A 14456-nucleotide genomic window follows, 5' to 3' on the forward strand; every position below is an offset into this window, starting at 1 on the left:
GGGGCCCCAACGTCCCGAACCCGTCCGGTCCCGGGCCCGACATCCCGCCGCCTGGAGGGCCGGGCATGCCCCCGCCCGGGCCGGACGGCGTTCCGGTGCAGGATCCCGATGTCGTGCCGAATCCCGACCCCGGCGTCGATCCGTCGATCGATGAGCCGGTCCCGCCGGAACAGCCGGTGATCGACCCGCCGCAGCGGTGAGCCTGATCTGCTTCGAGGATGCCGGACGAAGACTGCGCCGCCTGCCGACAAAGACAGGCGGTGGTGAGCGCGCTGGGACTCGAACCCAGGACCTACTGATTAAAAGTCAGTTGCTCTAACCAGCTGAGCTACGCGCCCTCCCGCAGCGGCGGGCGCGGCTCCTGTAGCATCGCGCGCGGCTTCGCGCGAGCCTTCTTGGCGAAGATCGGGCGATCCGTCGCAACGCGGTTGACCGCATATCGCGGTCGCCCGCTTCGGCGCTCGACGCGCCCGCGCGCTCAGAAGCAGTCGTAGCTGTAAGAGACGTAGTGCTTCGCGTTCGTCCACAATCTCGATTCGTTGAACGCGACGCCGAGCAGGACTTGGTCGCCGGCGTTCACGCTGAACGTGGCGCTCCGGTTCGAGGCCGGCTGCGGCCAGGTGAACGGCGCGGTCGAGGGAGGAAGCGTCGCGTCGCCATAGATGTAGGTCGGGAACGACGTGGCGTAGGCGTCCGTCTCCCACACGCCGTTGCGGGTCATCGTCAAATAATAGGTGGTGAGCGAGCGGCCGGAGCGCGGGCTGCTCGGCAGGTCGTAGGCGTCGATCTCCAGCCTGAGATTGACGGAGGCATTGGGCGGTCCGCGGCGCGGTGAACGTGGATCCAAGGTTCAGGGCAGACAGCGCGGTCGAGCTCTGCGAGACGAATGCGCCGGCGCTGCGCGGGCCGGTCGGGCCCACCGGCCCTTGCGGACCCGCGGGTCCGGCTGGCCCGGCCGGTCCGGCGTTCCCCTGAGGGCCCGCGGGCCCTTGAGGCCCGGCTGCGCCGGTCTCGCCCTGGGGGCCTGCGGCTCCTGGGGGCCTGCGGCTCCTTGCGGGCCGGCCGGGCCCGCGGGGCCGGTTTCGCCCTGCGGTCCCGCCTCGCCCGCCGGGCCCTTCTTGCCGTCCTTGCCGTCGCCGCCCTTCGCCGCAAGCCGGCCCCAGGCCGTCTGGTCGGTCGGCTTCGCCTTGGTCTTCTTCAGCGCGATGTAGCTCGAGCCCTTGTAAGCGACGGCGTCGTTCGCCCCATAGGACACGCCCGCCGTCCAGTCGCCGCGTCAGGTCAGTCCCCCCGCCGCGAGCTCCGCGCGGGTCTCCTCGGGGCCGCACCCCGACACGCCGTCCGCGGGCACGAGCCGCACCCGCCCGGACTGCGGCCCCGTCGGCGCGTAGCAGGCGAAGAGCGGCTGGTCCGAAATCTCCGCCTGGACGGCGGGAGCCAAAAGAAGGGCCGCGGCCGAGCCGGCGACCCACGAGGAGCGTGACAAAGCGCGGCGCATGGCGGGGGTCTCGACGAGCGGGAGGTAAGCCATGGTCGACGTCGCGACGCTGCGCGGCAATAGGGAATTCTACGTAGGCGCGCAGACCCGGCGCGGCGTCGGCCACGTCTTGTTCCCCCGATGACGCCACCGCGTGCGCTCAAGGCTAAGGCGCGCCGCACTGCGGCGTCACGCGCTCGATTCGCGCTTGCGGATGCGAAACACACGCGCCGCGCCTTCGCGCCGGACGTCGACAAGCGCGTCGCCGCTCTCGCGCACGAAGTTTGGAACGTCGACGGCGGCGAGCGGATCGTCGGTCACGGCGACCAGTTCCAAGCCTGGACCAAGTCCCGCCAACGCCTTGCGAATCTTGAGGACGGGCAGGGGGCAATGGAGCCCCCGGAGGTCGAGCGCGCGCGCGACGGCGCCACCAAGGGCTTCAGCCGTAACCACAGTTTTGCGATCAACCAATAGAGAACTCCTTAAATCACTCTCAAATCACGGTTTTTGCGTCGCAAAACAGATTAGAGGCGTTTGACATTCGAACGGTTCGAACTCTAAATCGGAAGCGATACGTCGGCCGAGGGCCGGCGAGGGATCGGCCGTTTCCGATGGGGGACGGCGGCTTTAGAGAGGGAGGATGCTTCCCCTATGATCGGCGAACTTTCGCGGCGGCAGTTCCTTCGGGCTGCGGGCGCGGGCGTCGCCGGGACGACGCTCGGAGCGATGGGCTTCGGCGGCGCAGAACAGGCTCTCGCCCAGACTGTGCGGCCGTTCAAGCTCGCGAAGACGACGGAGACCCGGAACACCTGCCCGTACTGCTCGGTGGCCTGTGGCGTCCTGATGTATTCCACGGGCGACGGTTCGGCGAACCTGCCCAAGACCGTCATGCACATCGAGGGCGATCCGGACCATCCGGTGAACCGCGGGACGCTCTGCCCCAAGGGCGCGGCCCTGCTCGACTTCGTGCGGTCCGACACTCGCCTGAAGTACCCGATGCACCGCAAGCCGGGCTCGGACAAGTTCGAGCGGGTCTCCTGGGACGTGGCGCTCGACCGCATCGCGCGCCTGATGAAGGACGACCGCGACGCGAACTTCGTGGCGAAGTCCAAGGACGGCGTGACGGTCAACCGCTGGGCGACCACGGGCTTCCTCGCCGCGTCCGCGACGACCAACGAGACGGCCGTGCTGACCTACAAGGTCGTGCGTTCGGCCGGCATGGTGGTGTTCGACAACCAGGCGCGCGTCTGACACGGACCGACGGTGGCGAGTCTCGCCCCAACATTCGGTCGCGGCGCCATGACGAACTCCTGGGGCGACATCGCCTCGACGGATCTCGTCGTCGTCATGGGTGGCAACGCTGCTGAAGCTCACCCTTGCGGGTTCAAATGGGTCGTCAAGGCCAAGGAGAACCGCGGCGCGAAGCTCATCGTGGTCGATCCGCGCTACACGCGCACGGCCTCGGTCGCCGACTACTATTGCCCGATCCGTCCCGGAACCGACATCGCGTTCCTCGGCGGCGTCATCAAGTACTTGCTGGAAAACGATAAAATCCAGCATGAGTACGTCAAGAACTACACCAACGTCGCCTATCTGGTGAATCCGGGCTTCGGCTACGCCGACGGCTTGTTCACCGGCTACGACGAGGCCAAGCGCGGCTACGACACCTCCACCTGGGACTACCAGATGGGCGAGGACGGCTTCGCCAAGACTGATCCGACGCTGCAGGATCCGAACTGCGTCTTCCAGCTGATGAAGAAGCACTTCGCGATCTACACGCCGGAGCTGGTCGAGAAGATCTGCGGCTCGCCCAAGGACAAGTTCCTGAAGGTCGCCGAGATGATCGCAACGTGCTCGACGCCGACCAAGACCATGACGTCGATGTACGCGCTCGGCTGGACCCAGCATTCGAAGGGCTCGCAGAACATCCGCTGCATGGCGATGATTCAGCTGCTGCTGGGCAACATCGGCGTGCGCGGCGGCGGCATGAATGCGCTCCGCGGCCACTCGAACATCCAGGGCCTGACCGACCTCGGCCTGATGTCCAACCTGATCCCCGGCTATCTCACGATGCCGACGGAGAAGGAGCCGGACTTCAACGCCTACATGTCGACGCGCGGCTTCAAGCCGTTGCAGCCGGGCCAGATGAGCTTCTGGCAGAACTACAAGAAGTTCTACGTGTCGTTCGCCAAGTCCATGTGGGGCGCGAGCGCGACGGCCGAGAACAACTGGGCCTATGACTACCTGCCCAAGCTCGACGTCACCTACGACGTCCTGCGCGCCTTCGACCTGATGGCGCAGGGCAAGATGACCGGCTACTTCTGCCAGGGGTTCAACCCGCTGATGACCTTCCCCGACCGGGGCAAGCTCACCAAGGGCCTGTCGAACCTCAAGTTCCTCGTCACGATGGATCCGCTCGAGACCGAGACCTCCCGCTTCTGGGAGAATCACGGCGAGTACAACGACGTGAAGAGCGCCGACATCAAGACCGAGGTGTTCCAGCTCCCCACGAGCTGTTTCGCCGAGGACGAGGGCTCGCTCGTGAACTCGGGCCGCTGGCTGCAGTGGCACTATCCGGGCCAGGAGCCGATCTACGAGTCCAAGCACGACACGTGGATCATGGCGCAGATCCATCTGCGCCTGAAGAAGCTCTACGAGGCGGAAGGGGGCGCGTTCCCCGATCCGATCACCAAGCTGAACTGGCCCTACGCGGATCCCGGCGAGCCGTCTCCCATGGAGCTCGCCAAGGAGATGAACGGGTCGGCGCTCGGCGACGTGTTCGATCCCAAGGACGCGACCAAGGTCATCGTGGCGAAGGGCAAGCAGCTCGACGGCTTCGCGCAGCTTCGCGACGACGGCTCCACCACGTCCTTCTGCTGGATCTACGCCGGCTGCTGGACGGAGTCCGGCAACAACATGGCCCGTCGCGACAACACCGACCCGGAGGACGCAGGACTTGCGCCCAAATGGGCCTGGGCGTGGCCGGCCAACCGGCGCATCCTCTACAACCGCGCCTCGGCCGACCCTGCGGGCAAGCCGTGGGACGACACGAGAAAGCTCGTCTACTGGACGGGCGAGAAGTGGGGCGGGATCGACGTGCCGGACTACGGCGCGGCCTTCAAGCCGGAGCAGAACGTCGGCCCCTTCATCATGAACCCGGAAGGGGTGGCGCGGTTCTTCTCCCGCAAGATGATGCGGGACGGACCGTTCCCGGCCCACTACGAGCCCTTCGAGTCGCCGGTCGCGAACGCCGTCGCCCCGAAGATCCGCGGCAATCCCGCCGCGCGCATCTTCAAGGCGGACTTCGCGGCGCTCGGCTCGTCGGACAAGTACCCCTACGTGGCCACCAGCTACCGCCTGACCGAGCACTTCCACCAGTGGACGAAGCACAATCGGGTCAACGCGGCGCTGCAGCCTGAATTCTTCGTCGAGATCTCCGAAGAGCTCGCGAAGGAGAAGGGCATCACGAAGGGCGGCTGGGTCCGGGTCTGGTCGAACCGCGGTTCGATCAAGGCCAAGGCCGTGGTCACCAAGCGCATCAAGCCCATGATGGTCGACGGCAAGCCGACGCACATCGTCGGCATCCCGCAGCATTGGGGCTTCATGGGCGCGGCGAAGAAGGGCCACAACCCGAACTCGCTGACCCCCTTCGTGGGCGACGCGAACATCGAGACGCCGGAATACAAGGCGTTCCTGGTCAACATCGAGGCCGTGGCCTCGGGTCCGATCGCGTAAGGGAGGGCGAGAGATATGGCGAACCAATCCCTCAACCTGCTGCGCCGCTCGGCCTCGACCGACGTCCCCGCCGTCGCCGGCGGGGCCCAGATCGAGGTGGCGAAGCTCATCGACGTCTCGAAGTGCATCGGCTGCAAGGCCTGCCAGGCGGCGTGCCTCGAATGGAACGACCTCCGCGAGGAGGTCGGGGTCAATACGGGCGTCTACGACAACCCGCATGACCTCACCCCCCATTCGTGGACGCTGATGCGCTTCGCCGAATGGGACAACCCGGACACGGGGAACATGGAGTGGCTGATCCGCAAGGACGGCTGCATGCACTGTTCCGACCCGGGCTGCCTCAAGGCGTGTCCGGCCCCGGGCGCGATCGTGCAGTACACCAACGGCATCGTGGACTTCATCCACGAGAACTGCATCGGCTGCGGCTACTGTCTGAAGGGCTGCCCCTTCAACATTCCCCGCATCTCGAAGGTGGACCACAAGGCCTACAAGTGCTCGCTCTGCTCCGACCGCGTCGCGGTCGGCCAGGGGCCGGCATGCGCCAAGGCGTGTCCCACCACCGCGATCATGTTCGGGACCAAGGACGCGATGAAGGCCCAGGCCGAGAAGCGCATCGTGGACCTGAAGTCGCGCGGCTACGCCAACGCCGGCCTCTACGATCCGGCGGGCGTGGGCGGCACTCACGTGATGTACGTGCTCCACCACAACGACAAGCCGGAGATCTACGCCGGCCTGCCGCATGAGCCGAAGATCAGCCCGCTGGTCGCGGCGTGGAAGGGCACGGGCAAGGTGCTGGCGCTCGGCGCTCTCGCCTTCGCGGCGATCGGCGCCTTCGTCCACCACACGGTGGTCGGGGCGAACCGCGTCTCCGAGCATGACGAGGAGAACGCGGCCGAGCTGATCGAGGCGACCAGGGCGAAGACCTCTGGCGGAGACGGTCCGGAGGCGCGGGTCTGATGGCGATCGACATCGAACACCGCGCTCCGGCGGCCCGGGAGCGGACCTACGTCCACCGCTACTCGGCCTTCGCGCGGGTCAACCACTGGATCACGGCGCTCACCTTCGTGGCGCTCGCCCTGAGCGGTCTCGCGCTGTTCCATCCGAGCCTGTTCTTCCTCACCGGGCTCTTCGGCGGAGGCGCGCTCACGCGCGTCATCCACCCCTGGCTCGGCGTGCTGCTCGTCATTTCGTTCTTCGGCATGTTCCTGCAGTTCTGGAGGGCCAACCTCTGGAACCAGGACGACACGAAGTGGATCTCCAAGATCGGCGACGTGGTGAAGGGCGACGAGGAGAAGCTGCCCGAGCTCGAGAAATACAACGCCGGCCAGAAGGGCGTGTTCTGGGGCCAGTCGCTGATGATCCTCGTGCTGTTCTGCTCGGGGCTCATCATCTGGGACCAGTATTTCGGCGGGTACGTGTCGATCGACACCAACCGGCTGGCGGCGCTCGTCCATGCGGTGATGGCGTTCTTCGCCATCCTGCTGATCGTCGTGCACGTCTATGCCGGCATCTGGGTGCGCGGCACGGTGTCGAGCATGACGCAGGGCCGGGTCACCGGCGGCTGGGCCTGGCGGCATCACCGCAAATGGCTGCGCCGCGAAGCCCGCGGCGGCAAGGAAGCCGGCGAGTGAGCTGATCGGGCTGCGGCGGGATCGGGCCTCACGGTCGGATCCCGCCGCCGACCTCTTGTCCCGGCCTTGAGCCGGGACCCGTATCCACGACATAGTTCAAGAAGTCGCCGGCCGACCCGCGTCGTCCGGAACGGACGACGTTTCTGGGTCCCGGATCAAGTCCGGGACAAGGGCGGCGCCGGTTATTTCCGAACGGAGCGTAAGCATGGCCGGACCGAGCGTCCTCGAGCCGTCCCCCAACGTCATCGGCGTCACCCCGAAGCCGCCCTTCGCGGTGCTTCCGGCGCCCGAGACCATGTTCGCGGCCCGCGCCGCGCGGTTTCGCGACCTCGCCGAAGATCATCCGCTCGCCGACTACCTGACGTTCCTCGCCGAGCTCAGCCAGATCCAGCACGACATCCAGCCGAGCCTGCCCGCGCCGCGCCCGCCCTCGACCGAGGCGATGGAGCGCGCGCTCGATTTCTCCATGCCGCCGCTCGACCGCGCCCGTTTCGAACCCGACGGGGCGGCGCTCACGACGCTTGAGCGGCTGCTCGACAAGGCGGTGGCGGTGAACATGCCGGAGCCCGCGGCGGCCGCGCGCGCCAAGCTCGCAAACGATGCCGAGGCCCGCCGCACGGCGCTCGTCCAGGCGCTCGAAGGCGCGCCGGGCGTCGAGACGCTCGCCTCCCACGTCTTCGCCGCGGCGGCGCTTCAGGTGCATTTCGCCCGCGTCGCCGCCGGTCTCGACGCCGAGAGGCTGTCGCCGGTCGGCACGGGCGCGTGTCCGGCCTGCGGCGGGCCGCCGGTCGCGAGCCTCGTGGTCGGCTGGACCGCCGCCCACGGCGCGCGCTTCGTCTCCTGCGCGCTCTGCGCGACGTTGTGGAACCATGTCCGGGTCAAGTGCGTCGCCTGCGACTCGACCGCGGGCATCGCCTATCGCGAGCTCGCGCCCGAGGAGGATGGGGCCGAGCCCAAGGCCACGCGCGGCCTTCGCGCCAAGGAGCAGGCCGAGGCCCGCGCGCCCGTGCGCGCCGAGACCTGCGACAGCTGCAAGACCTACGTGAAGATCATGCACCAGCATGTCGTGCCGGACGTCGATCCGGTCGCCGACGACGTCGCCACCCTCGGGCTCGACCTGAAGCTGCGCGAGGAGGGCTGGGCGCGCGCGGCTTTCAATCCCTATCTTCTGGGCTATTGATGAGCGGGCGGGCGGTTCGGCCCGCCCTCAACGTCCCGACGAGCGACCGCAAGCCGAGATGAGTGACCAGTCGAGCCTCGCTCCGGCCAACGCCCGTGCGCCGCTGCCCTCCGTCGACCGCGTTCTGGCCGCGGAGGCGGCGCAGATCGCCTCCGAACGCCATGGCCGGACCGCGACCGTCGCGGCCGTCCGCGCGGCGCTGTCGGAGCTGAGGCCCGCCTGGCTCTCCGGCGTCGAGCTCGACGTCTCGCCCGAGCGGATCGCCGCCGCCGCCTCGCTTCGGCTCGAGGCCGACGAGCGGCCGAGCCAGCGCCGGGTGCTGAACCTCACCGGCACTGTGCTGCACACCAATCTCGGCCGCGCGCTCCTCGCCGAGGAGGCGATCGCGGCCGTGGTGGCGGCCATGCGCAGCCCGACCGCGCTCGAGTTCAACCTCTCGGGCGGCGCCCGCGGCGAGCGCGACGATCATGTCCGCGGCCTCCTGCGCGAGCTCACCGGCGCGGAGGACGCGGTCGCGGTCAACAACAACGCGGCGGCCGTGCTGCTGACGCTCAATTCGCTGTCGGACGGGCGCGAGACCATCGTGTCGCGCGGCGAGCTGATCGAGATCGGCGGCGCGTTCCGCATGCCCTCGATCATGAGCCGCGCCGGCGCGCGGCTCGTCGAGGTCGGCACCACCAACCGCACCCATCTCGCCGATTACGCCGACGCCATCGGGCCCGCGACCGCGCTTCTGATGAAGGTGCATCCGTCGAACTACCGGATCGAGGGCTTCACCAAGGAGGTGACGGCCCGCGAGCTCGCCCCCGTCGCCCGCGAGCGCGGCGTTCCGCTGGTGGACGATCTCGGCTCGGGCGTGCTGGTCGACCTGACGACATGGGGCCTCCAGCGCGAGCGCACGGTGCAGGAAGCGGTCGCGGACGGGGCCGACCTCGTCACCTTCTCGGGCGACAAGCTGCTGGGCGGCCCGCAGGCCGGCGTCGTGGTGGGACGCCGCGATCTCGTGCGGCGGCTCGCCAAGAACCACCTGAAGCGGGCCCTGAGGCTCGACAAGCTTCGGCTCGCCGGCCTCGAAGCGACGCTGCGGCTCTATCGCGATCCGGACCGCCTCGCCGAGCGGCTGCCGACGCTCGCGTTGCTCACCCGTCCGGCCGAGAAGCTGAAGCGGCTCGCCGAGCGCTTCCGGCCGAGCCTCGAGGGCGCGATCGGATCGCAGTTCTCTGTCGCGACCGTCGATCTCGAAAGCCAGATCGGCTCCGGCGCGCTGCCGCTCGCCTCCATTCCAAGCGCGGGCCTTGCGATCGAGGCGCTCTCCGGCGGCGGGGGAGCGCTGACGCGTCTCTCGGCCGCCATGCGCGCGCTTGCGACCCCCATCATCGGCCGCATCGCCGACGACAGGCTGCTGCTGGACCTGCGCGGGCTCGACGACGAGGCCGAATTCGGCCGCAGCCTGTTCGAGCTCGGACTCGCCGCGGGCGCGGAGGGACGGCCATGACCTGGTTCCAGAAGCTGCTCGGCTCAAGCCTGCTCGTTCCGCGCGACCGCGAGGCGGAGCGGCGGACCGAGGAGGAGCAGGACGTCGCGGCGCTGATGGAGATGGCCTACGAGGCCGCCGAGCGCGGCGACTACGACATCGCCGTCGGCGTCTGGGGCCCGCTCGCGGCCCAGGGATGGCCGCCCCGCGCGCTCAGCAATCTCGGCGCCTGCTACGTCGAGGGGCTCGGCGTCAGCCGGGATCTCGCCAAGGCCGCGAAGCTGTTCGCGCGCGGCGCGGAGGCCGGCGACTCGGTCGCGCAGCGCAATCTCGCGACGCTGCATTTCAAGGGCGAGGGCGGCGTCGAGCAGGACGACGCCGCCGCGCTCGAACTGTTCGAGGCGGCCGCCGAACAAGGCGACGCCGCCGCGCAGGACATGCTGAGCTGGATGCTGCTCGAAGGGCAGGGCGACGAGCCCGACCCGCAGGGCGCGCGGCGCTGGGCGTTGGCGGCCGCCGAGCAGGGAGTGGCCTCCTCGATGACCCGGCTCGGGCTCATCGCCCACAATGCGCTCGGCATGGAGCGCGATCCGGAAGAAGCGGCGCGGTGGTGGTACGAGGCCGCCCGCCGCGGCGACGCCGACGGACAGGCGATGCTCGGCGCCTCGCTCCATCTTGGTTCGGGCGTCGAGAAGGACGACCGCGCGGCGCTGATCTGGCTCATCCGCGCAGGACAGGGCGGCAGTCCGCTCGCCGCGTCCTTCGTCGCCGCCGTCCGCGCCGCGCTTGGGCCCGAGGACATCTCGGCCGCCGAAGCCGTGGCGGCCCAGCCGCCGATCCAGGAGGGCGCGGCGTGATCATCGGCACGGCGGGACATGTCGACCACGGCAAGTCCGCGCTCGTGCGCGCGTTGACCGGCGTGGATCCCGACCGGCTGAAGGAGGAGAAGGCGAGGGGCGTCTCGATCGACCTCGGTTTCGCCTATCTGCCGCGGGACGACGGCTCGGTGCTCGGCTTCGTGGACGTGCCGGGCCATGAGAAGTTCGTCCGCAACATGCTGGCGGGCGCGAGCGGGATCGATCTCGCCTTGATCGTGATCGCGGCCGACGACGGGCCGATGCCGCAGACGCGCGAACATCTCGCGATCGTCGACCTGCTCGGCGTGCGGCGGGGGCTCGTGGCGCTCACCAAATGCGATCTCGCCGACGAGGGGCGCCGCGGCGAGGCGGTGGCCGAAATCGAGGCGCTGCTCGACGGCTCCTCCTTCGAGGGGGTCGAGGTCGTGCCGGTTTCGGTGGTGACCGGGGAGGGGCTCGAGGCGCTGCAGGCGCGGCTCGACGGTCTCGCCTCGGAAGTCGCGCGACCGGCCGCCGACGGGCGGTTTCGGCTGTCGGTCGATCGCTGCTTCACGCTGTCGGGCGCCGGCACGGTGGTGACCGGCTCGGTGCGCGACGGCGTCGTCAGGGTCGGCGATCCTGTCATCGTCTCTCCGACCGGCGTCGAGGCGCGGGTGCGCGCCATCCACGCCCAGAACCGGCCTGCCGAGGAGGGGCGCCCCGGCGAGCGCTGCGCCCTCAATCTCGTCGGGCCCCGCGTCTCCAAGGAGGCGATCCGCCGCGGCGACGTGGTGGGCGCGCCGGAGCTGCACCGGCCGACGGCGCGCATCGACGTCGAGATGACGGTGCTGGCGGGCGAGCCGAAGCCGTTCGGTCCGTGGACGCCGCTGCGCCTGCACCATGGCGCGGCCGACGTCGCGGCCCGGCTCGTGCCGCTCGAGGGCGAGGCGATCCGGCCCGGCGAGACCGCGCGGGTCCAGCTCGTGCTCGACCATCCGATCGCCGCGGTGGCGCTCGACCGGTTCGTCGCCCGCGACACCAGCGGCGCGCGCACCGTGGCGGGCGGGCGGATCCTCGACCTGCGCGCGCCCGAGCGCCGGCGACGCTCGCCCGAGCGCCGCGCCCAGCTCGCCGCGCTCTCGCATGAAGATCACGCCGAGGCGCTCGGCGCTCTGCTCGCCGCGCCGCCTCACGCGGTCGACGTCGACGGCTTCATGCGGGACCGCAACATCGGCCCGCAACAATCTGAAAAGATTATAAGAGACGCAGGCCTTGTGCGTCTCGGATCGAAGGGCGTGGCGCTCTCAGCCCGCGATTTCGCGGCCTTTTCGGCGAGCGTCGACGAGGCGCTCGCCCGCTATCACGCCGAGCACCCGGACCTTCAGGGCGTCGGCGCTGAGCGGCTGCGACTGTCGGTCGAGCCGAGGCTGCCGGCCCCGTCTTTCCTCGCCGCCGTCGCGACGCTTCAGCGTCAGGGCGCGGTGGCGGCGGAGGGGGCGTGGATCCGCCTCCCCGGCCATGCCGTGCGCCTCGCCCCCGCCGACGAGGCGCTCTGGGAGGAGGCTGCGCCGCTGCTTGGCGGCGAGGCGCGGTTCCGGCCGCCGCGGGTCCGCGACATCGCCGGCGAGATCGGCGCCGAGGAGGCGGAGGTGCGGCGCACGCTCAAGCTCGTCGGTCGGCTCGGCCAGGTCGACGAGGTCGCGCACGACCACTTCTTCCTGCGCGAGACCATCGCCGAACTCGTCGACATCGCCGCAGACGTCGCGCGCGAGGACGAGGTGGTGACGGCGGCGCGGTTTCGCGACAGGCTCGAAAACGGGCGGAAGGTCGCGATCCAGATCCTCGAATTTCTCGACCGCCACGGCGTCACGATCCGCCGCGGCGACGACCGGCGGATGAACCGCCACCGCATCGACCTGTTCCGTCGCCGCGACGTGACAGGCGGCGAAGGAGCCGAACCATGACGTTTCGTCCTGCAGCGCTCGACGTGCTAGAGATGACGGCGCGCGAGGCCGGCGCCGCCGAAACGCGGTTCCGCGAGGAGTTCGCGCGCGAGATCCTGCGCCTCGAGACCGAGCGCCGACGCGCCTATCGGCGCATGAATTTTCTGGCGGCCCTGGTGGCGGCGGACGCCCGGTCCTCGAGCCGCGAGGAGTCGCGGGGCGCGCAGCGCCGCGCCGCCGCTGCGGAGTTCGACTGGGAGGAGCTCGACCAACCCCGCGCCGCAGCTCTCGACGAGCTGGAGCCGCTCTCCGACGCCGTCCATGACGAGCGTCTGCTCGAGGAGACCGAGGACGCCGCGGAGGGCCACGACCGCGCCGCCGCGCTCCTGATGGCGCTCGCGGACTTCGAGGCCCGTTTCGAGACCGCCCGCGGCCAGTCCTTCGTGGTGGCGTTCGACCGCTACATGCCGGAGACGCCGCTTGTCGATTTCTGATCAGGACGTTGCGGACGCCAACCCGCCGATGCTGGACTTCGACGACTGGCTGAAGGCCGCCTTCGCCGAGACGGAAGGCTTCACGGCGCTCGTCGTGCTGGTCGAGATCACCGAGACCGACGCCAAGCCGGTCGCCTCGACGTTCTTCCACGTGATCGGCGACGAGGCGACGTGGAAGGACGTGCGGAAGATGTTCGCCTCCGCGCCCGGCGGCTGGGACGGCGCGGTGTTCTTCACCGCGACCTCGCGCGACGGCGGGCCGATCGAGGAGCCGCTCGCGCGGGTCGAATTGCGCCGCGTTGAGGCCGAGATCGGCGACGACCGGTTGCGCATCAACGACGGCGCGTTTTTCGACCGCAAGGGACGGCGGATGCGCATCGACGAGGACGAGGCCGCCGCATGAGCGCCGCGCCCCCGGCGCTTGCGGCCGACCCCTGCGACGCCCCCCGAAAGGGCCGCGGGCTGCTGACGGTCGAGCAGGCGCAGGGGCTCGCGGCGGGTCTTGCGGACGGACCGGTGGGCGTCGAGACGCTCCCGATCGCCCGGATCGCGGGCCGGGTGTCGGCCGAGCCCGTGACGAGCCCGACCCCGCTGCCGCCCTTCGATCATTCGGCGATGGACGGCTACGCGCTCGCCTCGCTTGGACCCGACCATGTGGTGAGGGGCCGCTTCGCCGCGGGCTCGCGCGGCGCGCGCGAACCGCTCGCGCCCGGGGAGGCCGCGCGGATCATGACCGGCGCGCCGATGCCGCCCGGCGCGGTCGCTGTCGCGATGCAGGAGCGGGTCGAGGCGTCCGGCGACCGCATCGCGCTTCGCGGGCCGCTGGAGGCCGGCGCCAACATCCGCCGCCGCGGCGAGGACGTCGGCGTCGGCGACGTGATCGTGCCGGCGGGGGTGCGGCTCGACGCCCGCCATGTCGCGATTCTCGCCGCCGCGGGCGTCTCCGAAATCGCTGTGCGGCGGCGCGTCGTCGTGGGGCTGATGTCGACGGGCGACGAGCTGGTGCGCCCCGGCCGGCCGCTCGCGCCCGGCATGATCCACGACGCCAACCGCCCGATGCTGGCGGCGCTGCTCGGCGCCCAGCCCGCGCTCGAGATCGTCGATCTCGGCGTCGCGCCCGACGATCGCGAGGAACTCGCCCGCCTCGTCGCCGACGCCGCGCGCCGCTGCGACGCGCTGGTGACGAGCGGCGCGACCTCGGTCGGCGAGGAGGATCATCTGGCCGCCGCCGTGACGGCCGCGGGCGGGCGGCTGCGGCTCGCAAGCGTCGCCATCAAGCCGGGAAAACCCGTGGTGGCGGGCCGTCTCGGAGGCGCGACGCTGATCGGGCTGCCCGGCAACCCCTTCGCGGCGCTGGTCGCATGGCTCCTGGTCGGGCGCGTCGCGCTCGAGCGGCTGGCGGGCCTTCCGCCGCGTCCGCTCACGCCGCTTGCGGCGGTCGCAGGCTTCTCGCAGAAGGGGCCGGGCGGCCGCACTGAGTTCGCGCCGGCCAAGCTCATGGGAACGGCCGAGAACGGCCTGCCGGTGGTCGAGAAGCTCGGGCGCGGCGGCTCCGCCCGCCTTGCGCCGCTGATCGCCGCCGATGGGCTCGCGGTGATCGCCGCAGGCGTCGACGAGGTTCGGGAGGGAGATCCGGTCGGTTTCCTGCCGTTCGAGGCCGCGGCGGAGCTTTAGTCCGCCGCTCCG

Annotated in this window: 15 protein-coding genes and 1 tRNA gene; 11 read left to right on the plus strand and 5 right to left on the minus strand. The window is 70.2% G+C overall.

The features are described 5' to 3' along the window. The first annotated feature begins 65 nt into the window (after positions 1 to 65). Positions 66 to 200 (plus strand): hypothetical protein, encoded by a 135-nt coding sequence (locus ACFOWB_RS15870; protein WP_378148213.1) that lies wholly within the window; start codon positions 66 to 68, stop codon positions 198 to 200. Between the two features lie 61 nt (positions 201 to 261). Here the strand turns inward: ACFOWB_RS15870 and ACFOWB_RS15875 are convergent. The 5 genes from ACFOWB_RS15875 to ACFOWB_RS15895 all read right to left on the minus strand — a co-directional run bounded on the left by ACFOWB_RS15875 (position 262) and on the right by ACFOWB_RS15895 (position 1930). Beyond that, a tRNA-Lys gene (locus ACFOWB_RS15875) sits at positions 262 to 338 on the minus strand. A 140-nt stretch (positions 339 to 478) separates the two neighbouring features. Continuing rightward, a complete protein-coding gene (locus ACFOWB_RS15880) occupies positions 479 to 847 on the minus strand; it encodes a hypothetical protein (RefSeq protein WP_378148215.1) in 369 nt (122 codons plus the stop codon). Between the two features lie 3 nt (positions 848 to 850). Further along, entirely contained in the window at positions 851 to 1255 is a 405-nt protein-coding gene (locus ACFOWB_RS15885; RefSeq protein WP_261403144.1) for a collagen-like protein, read from the minus strand. A 21-nt stretch (positions 1256 to 1276) separates the two neighbouring features. Beyond that, positions 1277 to 1531: a hypothetical protein gene (locus tag ACFOWB_RS15890; RefSeq protein WP_261403145.1), complete on the minus strand. Its 255-nt coding sequence runs from the start codon at positions 1529 to 1531 to the stop codon at positions 1277 to 1279. Between the two features lie 135 nt (positions 1532 to 1666). Beyond that, positions 1667 to 1930, minus strand: coding sequence for a sulfurtransferase TusA family protein (locus ACFOWB_RS15895; protein WP_261405844.1), 264 nt, complete (start codon positions 1928 to 1930; stop codon positions 1667 to 1669). A gap of 198 nt (positions 1931 to 2128) precedes the next feature. Between ACFOWB_RS15895 and fdnG the strand changes: the two genes are divergently transcribed. The 10 genes from fdnG to ACFOWB_RS15945 all read left to right on the plus strand — a co-directional run bounded on the left by fdnG (position 2129) and on the right by ACFOWB_RS15945 (position 14444). Then, positions 2129 to 5212, plus strand: a complete 3084-nt coding sequence (gene fdnG / locus ACFOWB_RS15900) for a formate dehydrogenase-N subunit alpha (RefSeq protein WP_378148218.1) — start codon at positions 2129 to 2131, stop codon at positions 5210 to 5212. Positions 5213 to 5227: 15 nt separating this feature from the next. Continuing rightward, a complete protein-coding gene (fdxH, locus tag ACFOWB_RS15905; protein ID WP_261403146.1) occupies positions 5228 to 6169 on the plus strand; it encodes a formate dehydrogenase subunit beta in 942 nt (313 codons plus the stop codon). Continuing rightward, a complete protein-coding gene (locus tag ACFOWB_RS15910; RefSeq protein ID WP_261403147.1) occupies positions 6169 to 6843 on the plus strand; it encodes a formate dehydrogenase subunit gamma in 675 nt (224 codons plus the stop codon). The genes fdxH and ACFOWB_RS15910 overlap by 1 nt, the downstream gene beginning before the upstream one ends. 205 nt (positions 6844 to 7048) lie before the next feature. Then, complete coding sequence (gene fdhE / locus ACFOWB_RS15915) at positions 7049 to 8023, plus strand: formate dehydrogenase accessory protein FdhE (protein ID WP_378148221.1); 975 nt, start codon at positions 7049 to 7051, stop codon at positions 8021 to 8023. A 58-nt stretch (positions 8024 to 8081) separates the two neighbouring features. After that, positions 8082 to 9518, plus strand: coding sequence for an L-seryl-tRNA(Sec) selenium transferase (gene selA, locus ACFOWB_RS15920; RefSeq protein WP_261403149.1), 1437 nt, complete (start codon positions 8082 to 8084; stop codon positions 9516 to 9518). Continuing rightward, on the plus strand, positions 9515 to 10354 hold the full coding sequence (locus tag ACFOWB_RS15925) for a tetratricopeptide repeat protein (protein WP_378148223.1): 840 nt from the start codon (positions 9515 to 9517) through the stop codon (positions 10352 to 10354). Before selA ends, ACFOWB_RS15925 begins: the two co-directional genes overlap by 4 nt. Then, positions 10351 to 12297, plus strand: a complete 1947-nt coding sequence (selB, locus tag ACFOWB_RS15930; RefSeq protein ID WP_378148225.1) for a selenocysteine-specific translation elongation factor — start codon at positions 10351 to 10353, stop codon at positions 12295 to 12297. The genes ACFOWB_RS15925 and selB overlap by 4 nt, the downstream gene beginning before the upstream one ends. Beyond that, positions 12294 to 12770 carry a hypothetical protein gene (locus tag ACFOWB_RS15935; RefSeq protein ID WP_261403151.1) on the plus strand — a complete coding sequence of 159 codons (477 nt, stop codon included), beginning with the start codon at positions 12294 to 12296 and terminating at the stop codon, positions 12768 to 12770. Before selB ends, ACFOWB_RS15935 begins: the two co-directional genes overlap by 4 nt. Then, the gene (locus tag ACFOWB_RS15940; protein ID WP_261403152.1) at positions 12757 to 13173 is read left to right on the plus strand and encodes a hypothetical protein; all 417 of its coding nucleotides are present in this window, start codon (positions 12757 to 12759) and stop codon (positions 13171 to 13173) included. The genes ACFOWB_RS15935 and ACFOWB_RS15940 overlap by 14 nt, the downstream gene beginning before the upstream one ends. Further along, entirely contained in the window at positions 13170 to 14444 is a 1275-nt protein-coding gene (locus ACFOWB_RS15945) for a molybdopterin molybdotransferase MoeA (RefSeq protein WP_261403153.1), read from the plus strand. The genes ACFOWB_RS15940 and ACFOWB_RS15945 overlap by 4 nt, the downstream gene beginning before the upstream one ends. The last annotated feature ends 12 nt before the right edge of the window (positions 14445 to 14456 follow it).

Source organism: Chenggangzhangella methanolivorans, from assembly GCF_042648545.1.
GTDB classification, from domain to species: Bacteria; Pseudomonadota; Alphaproteobacteria; order Rhizobiales; family Methylopilaceae; genus Methylopila; species Methylopila methanolivorans.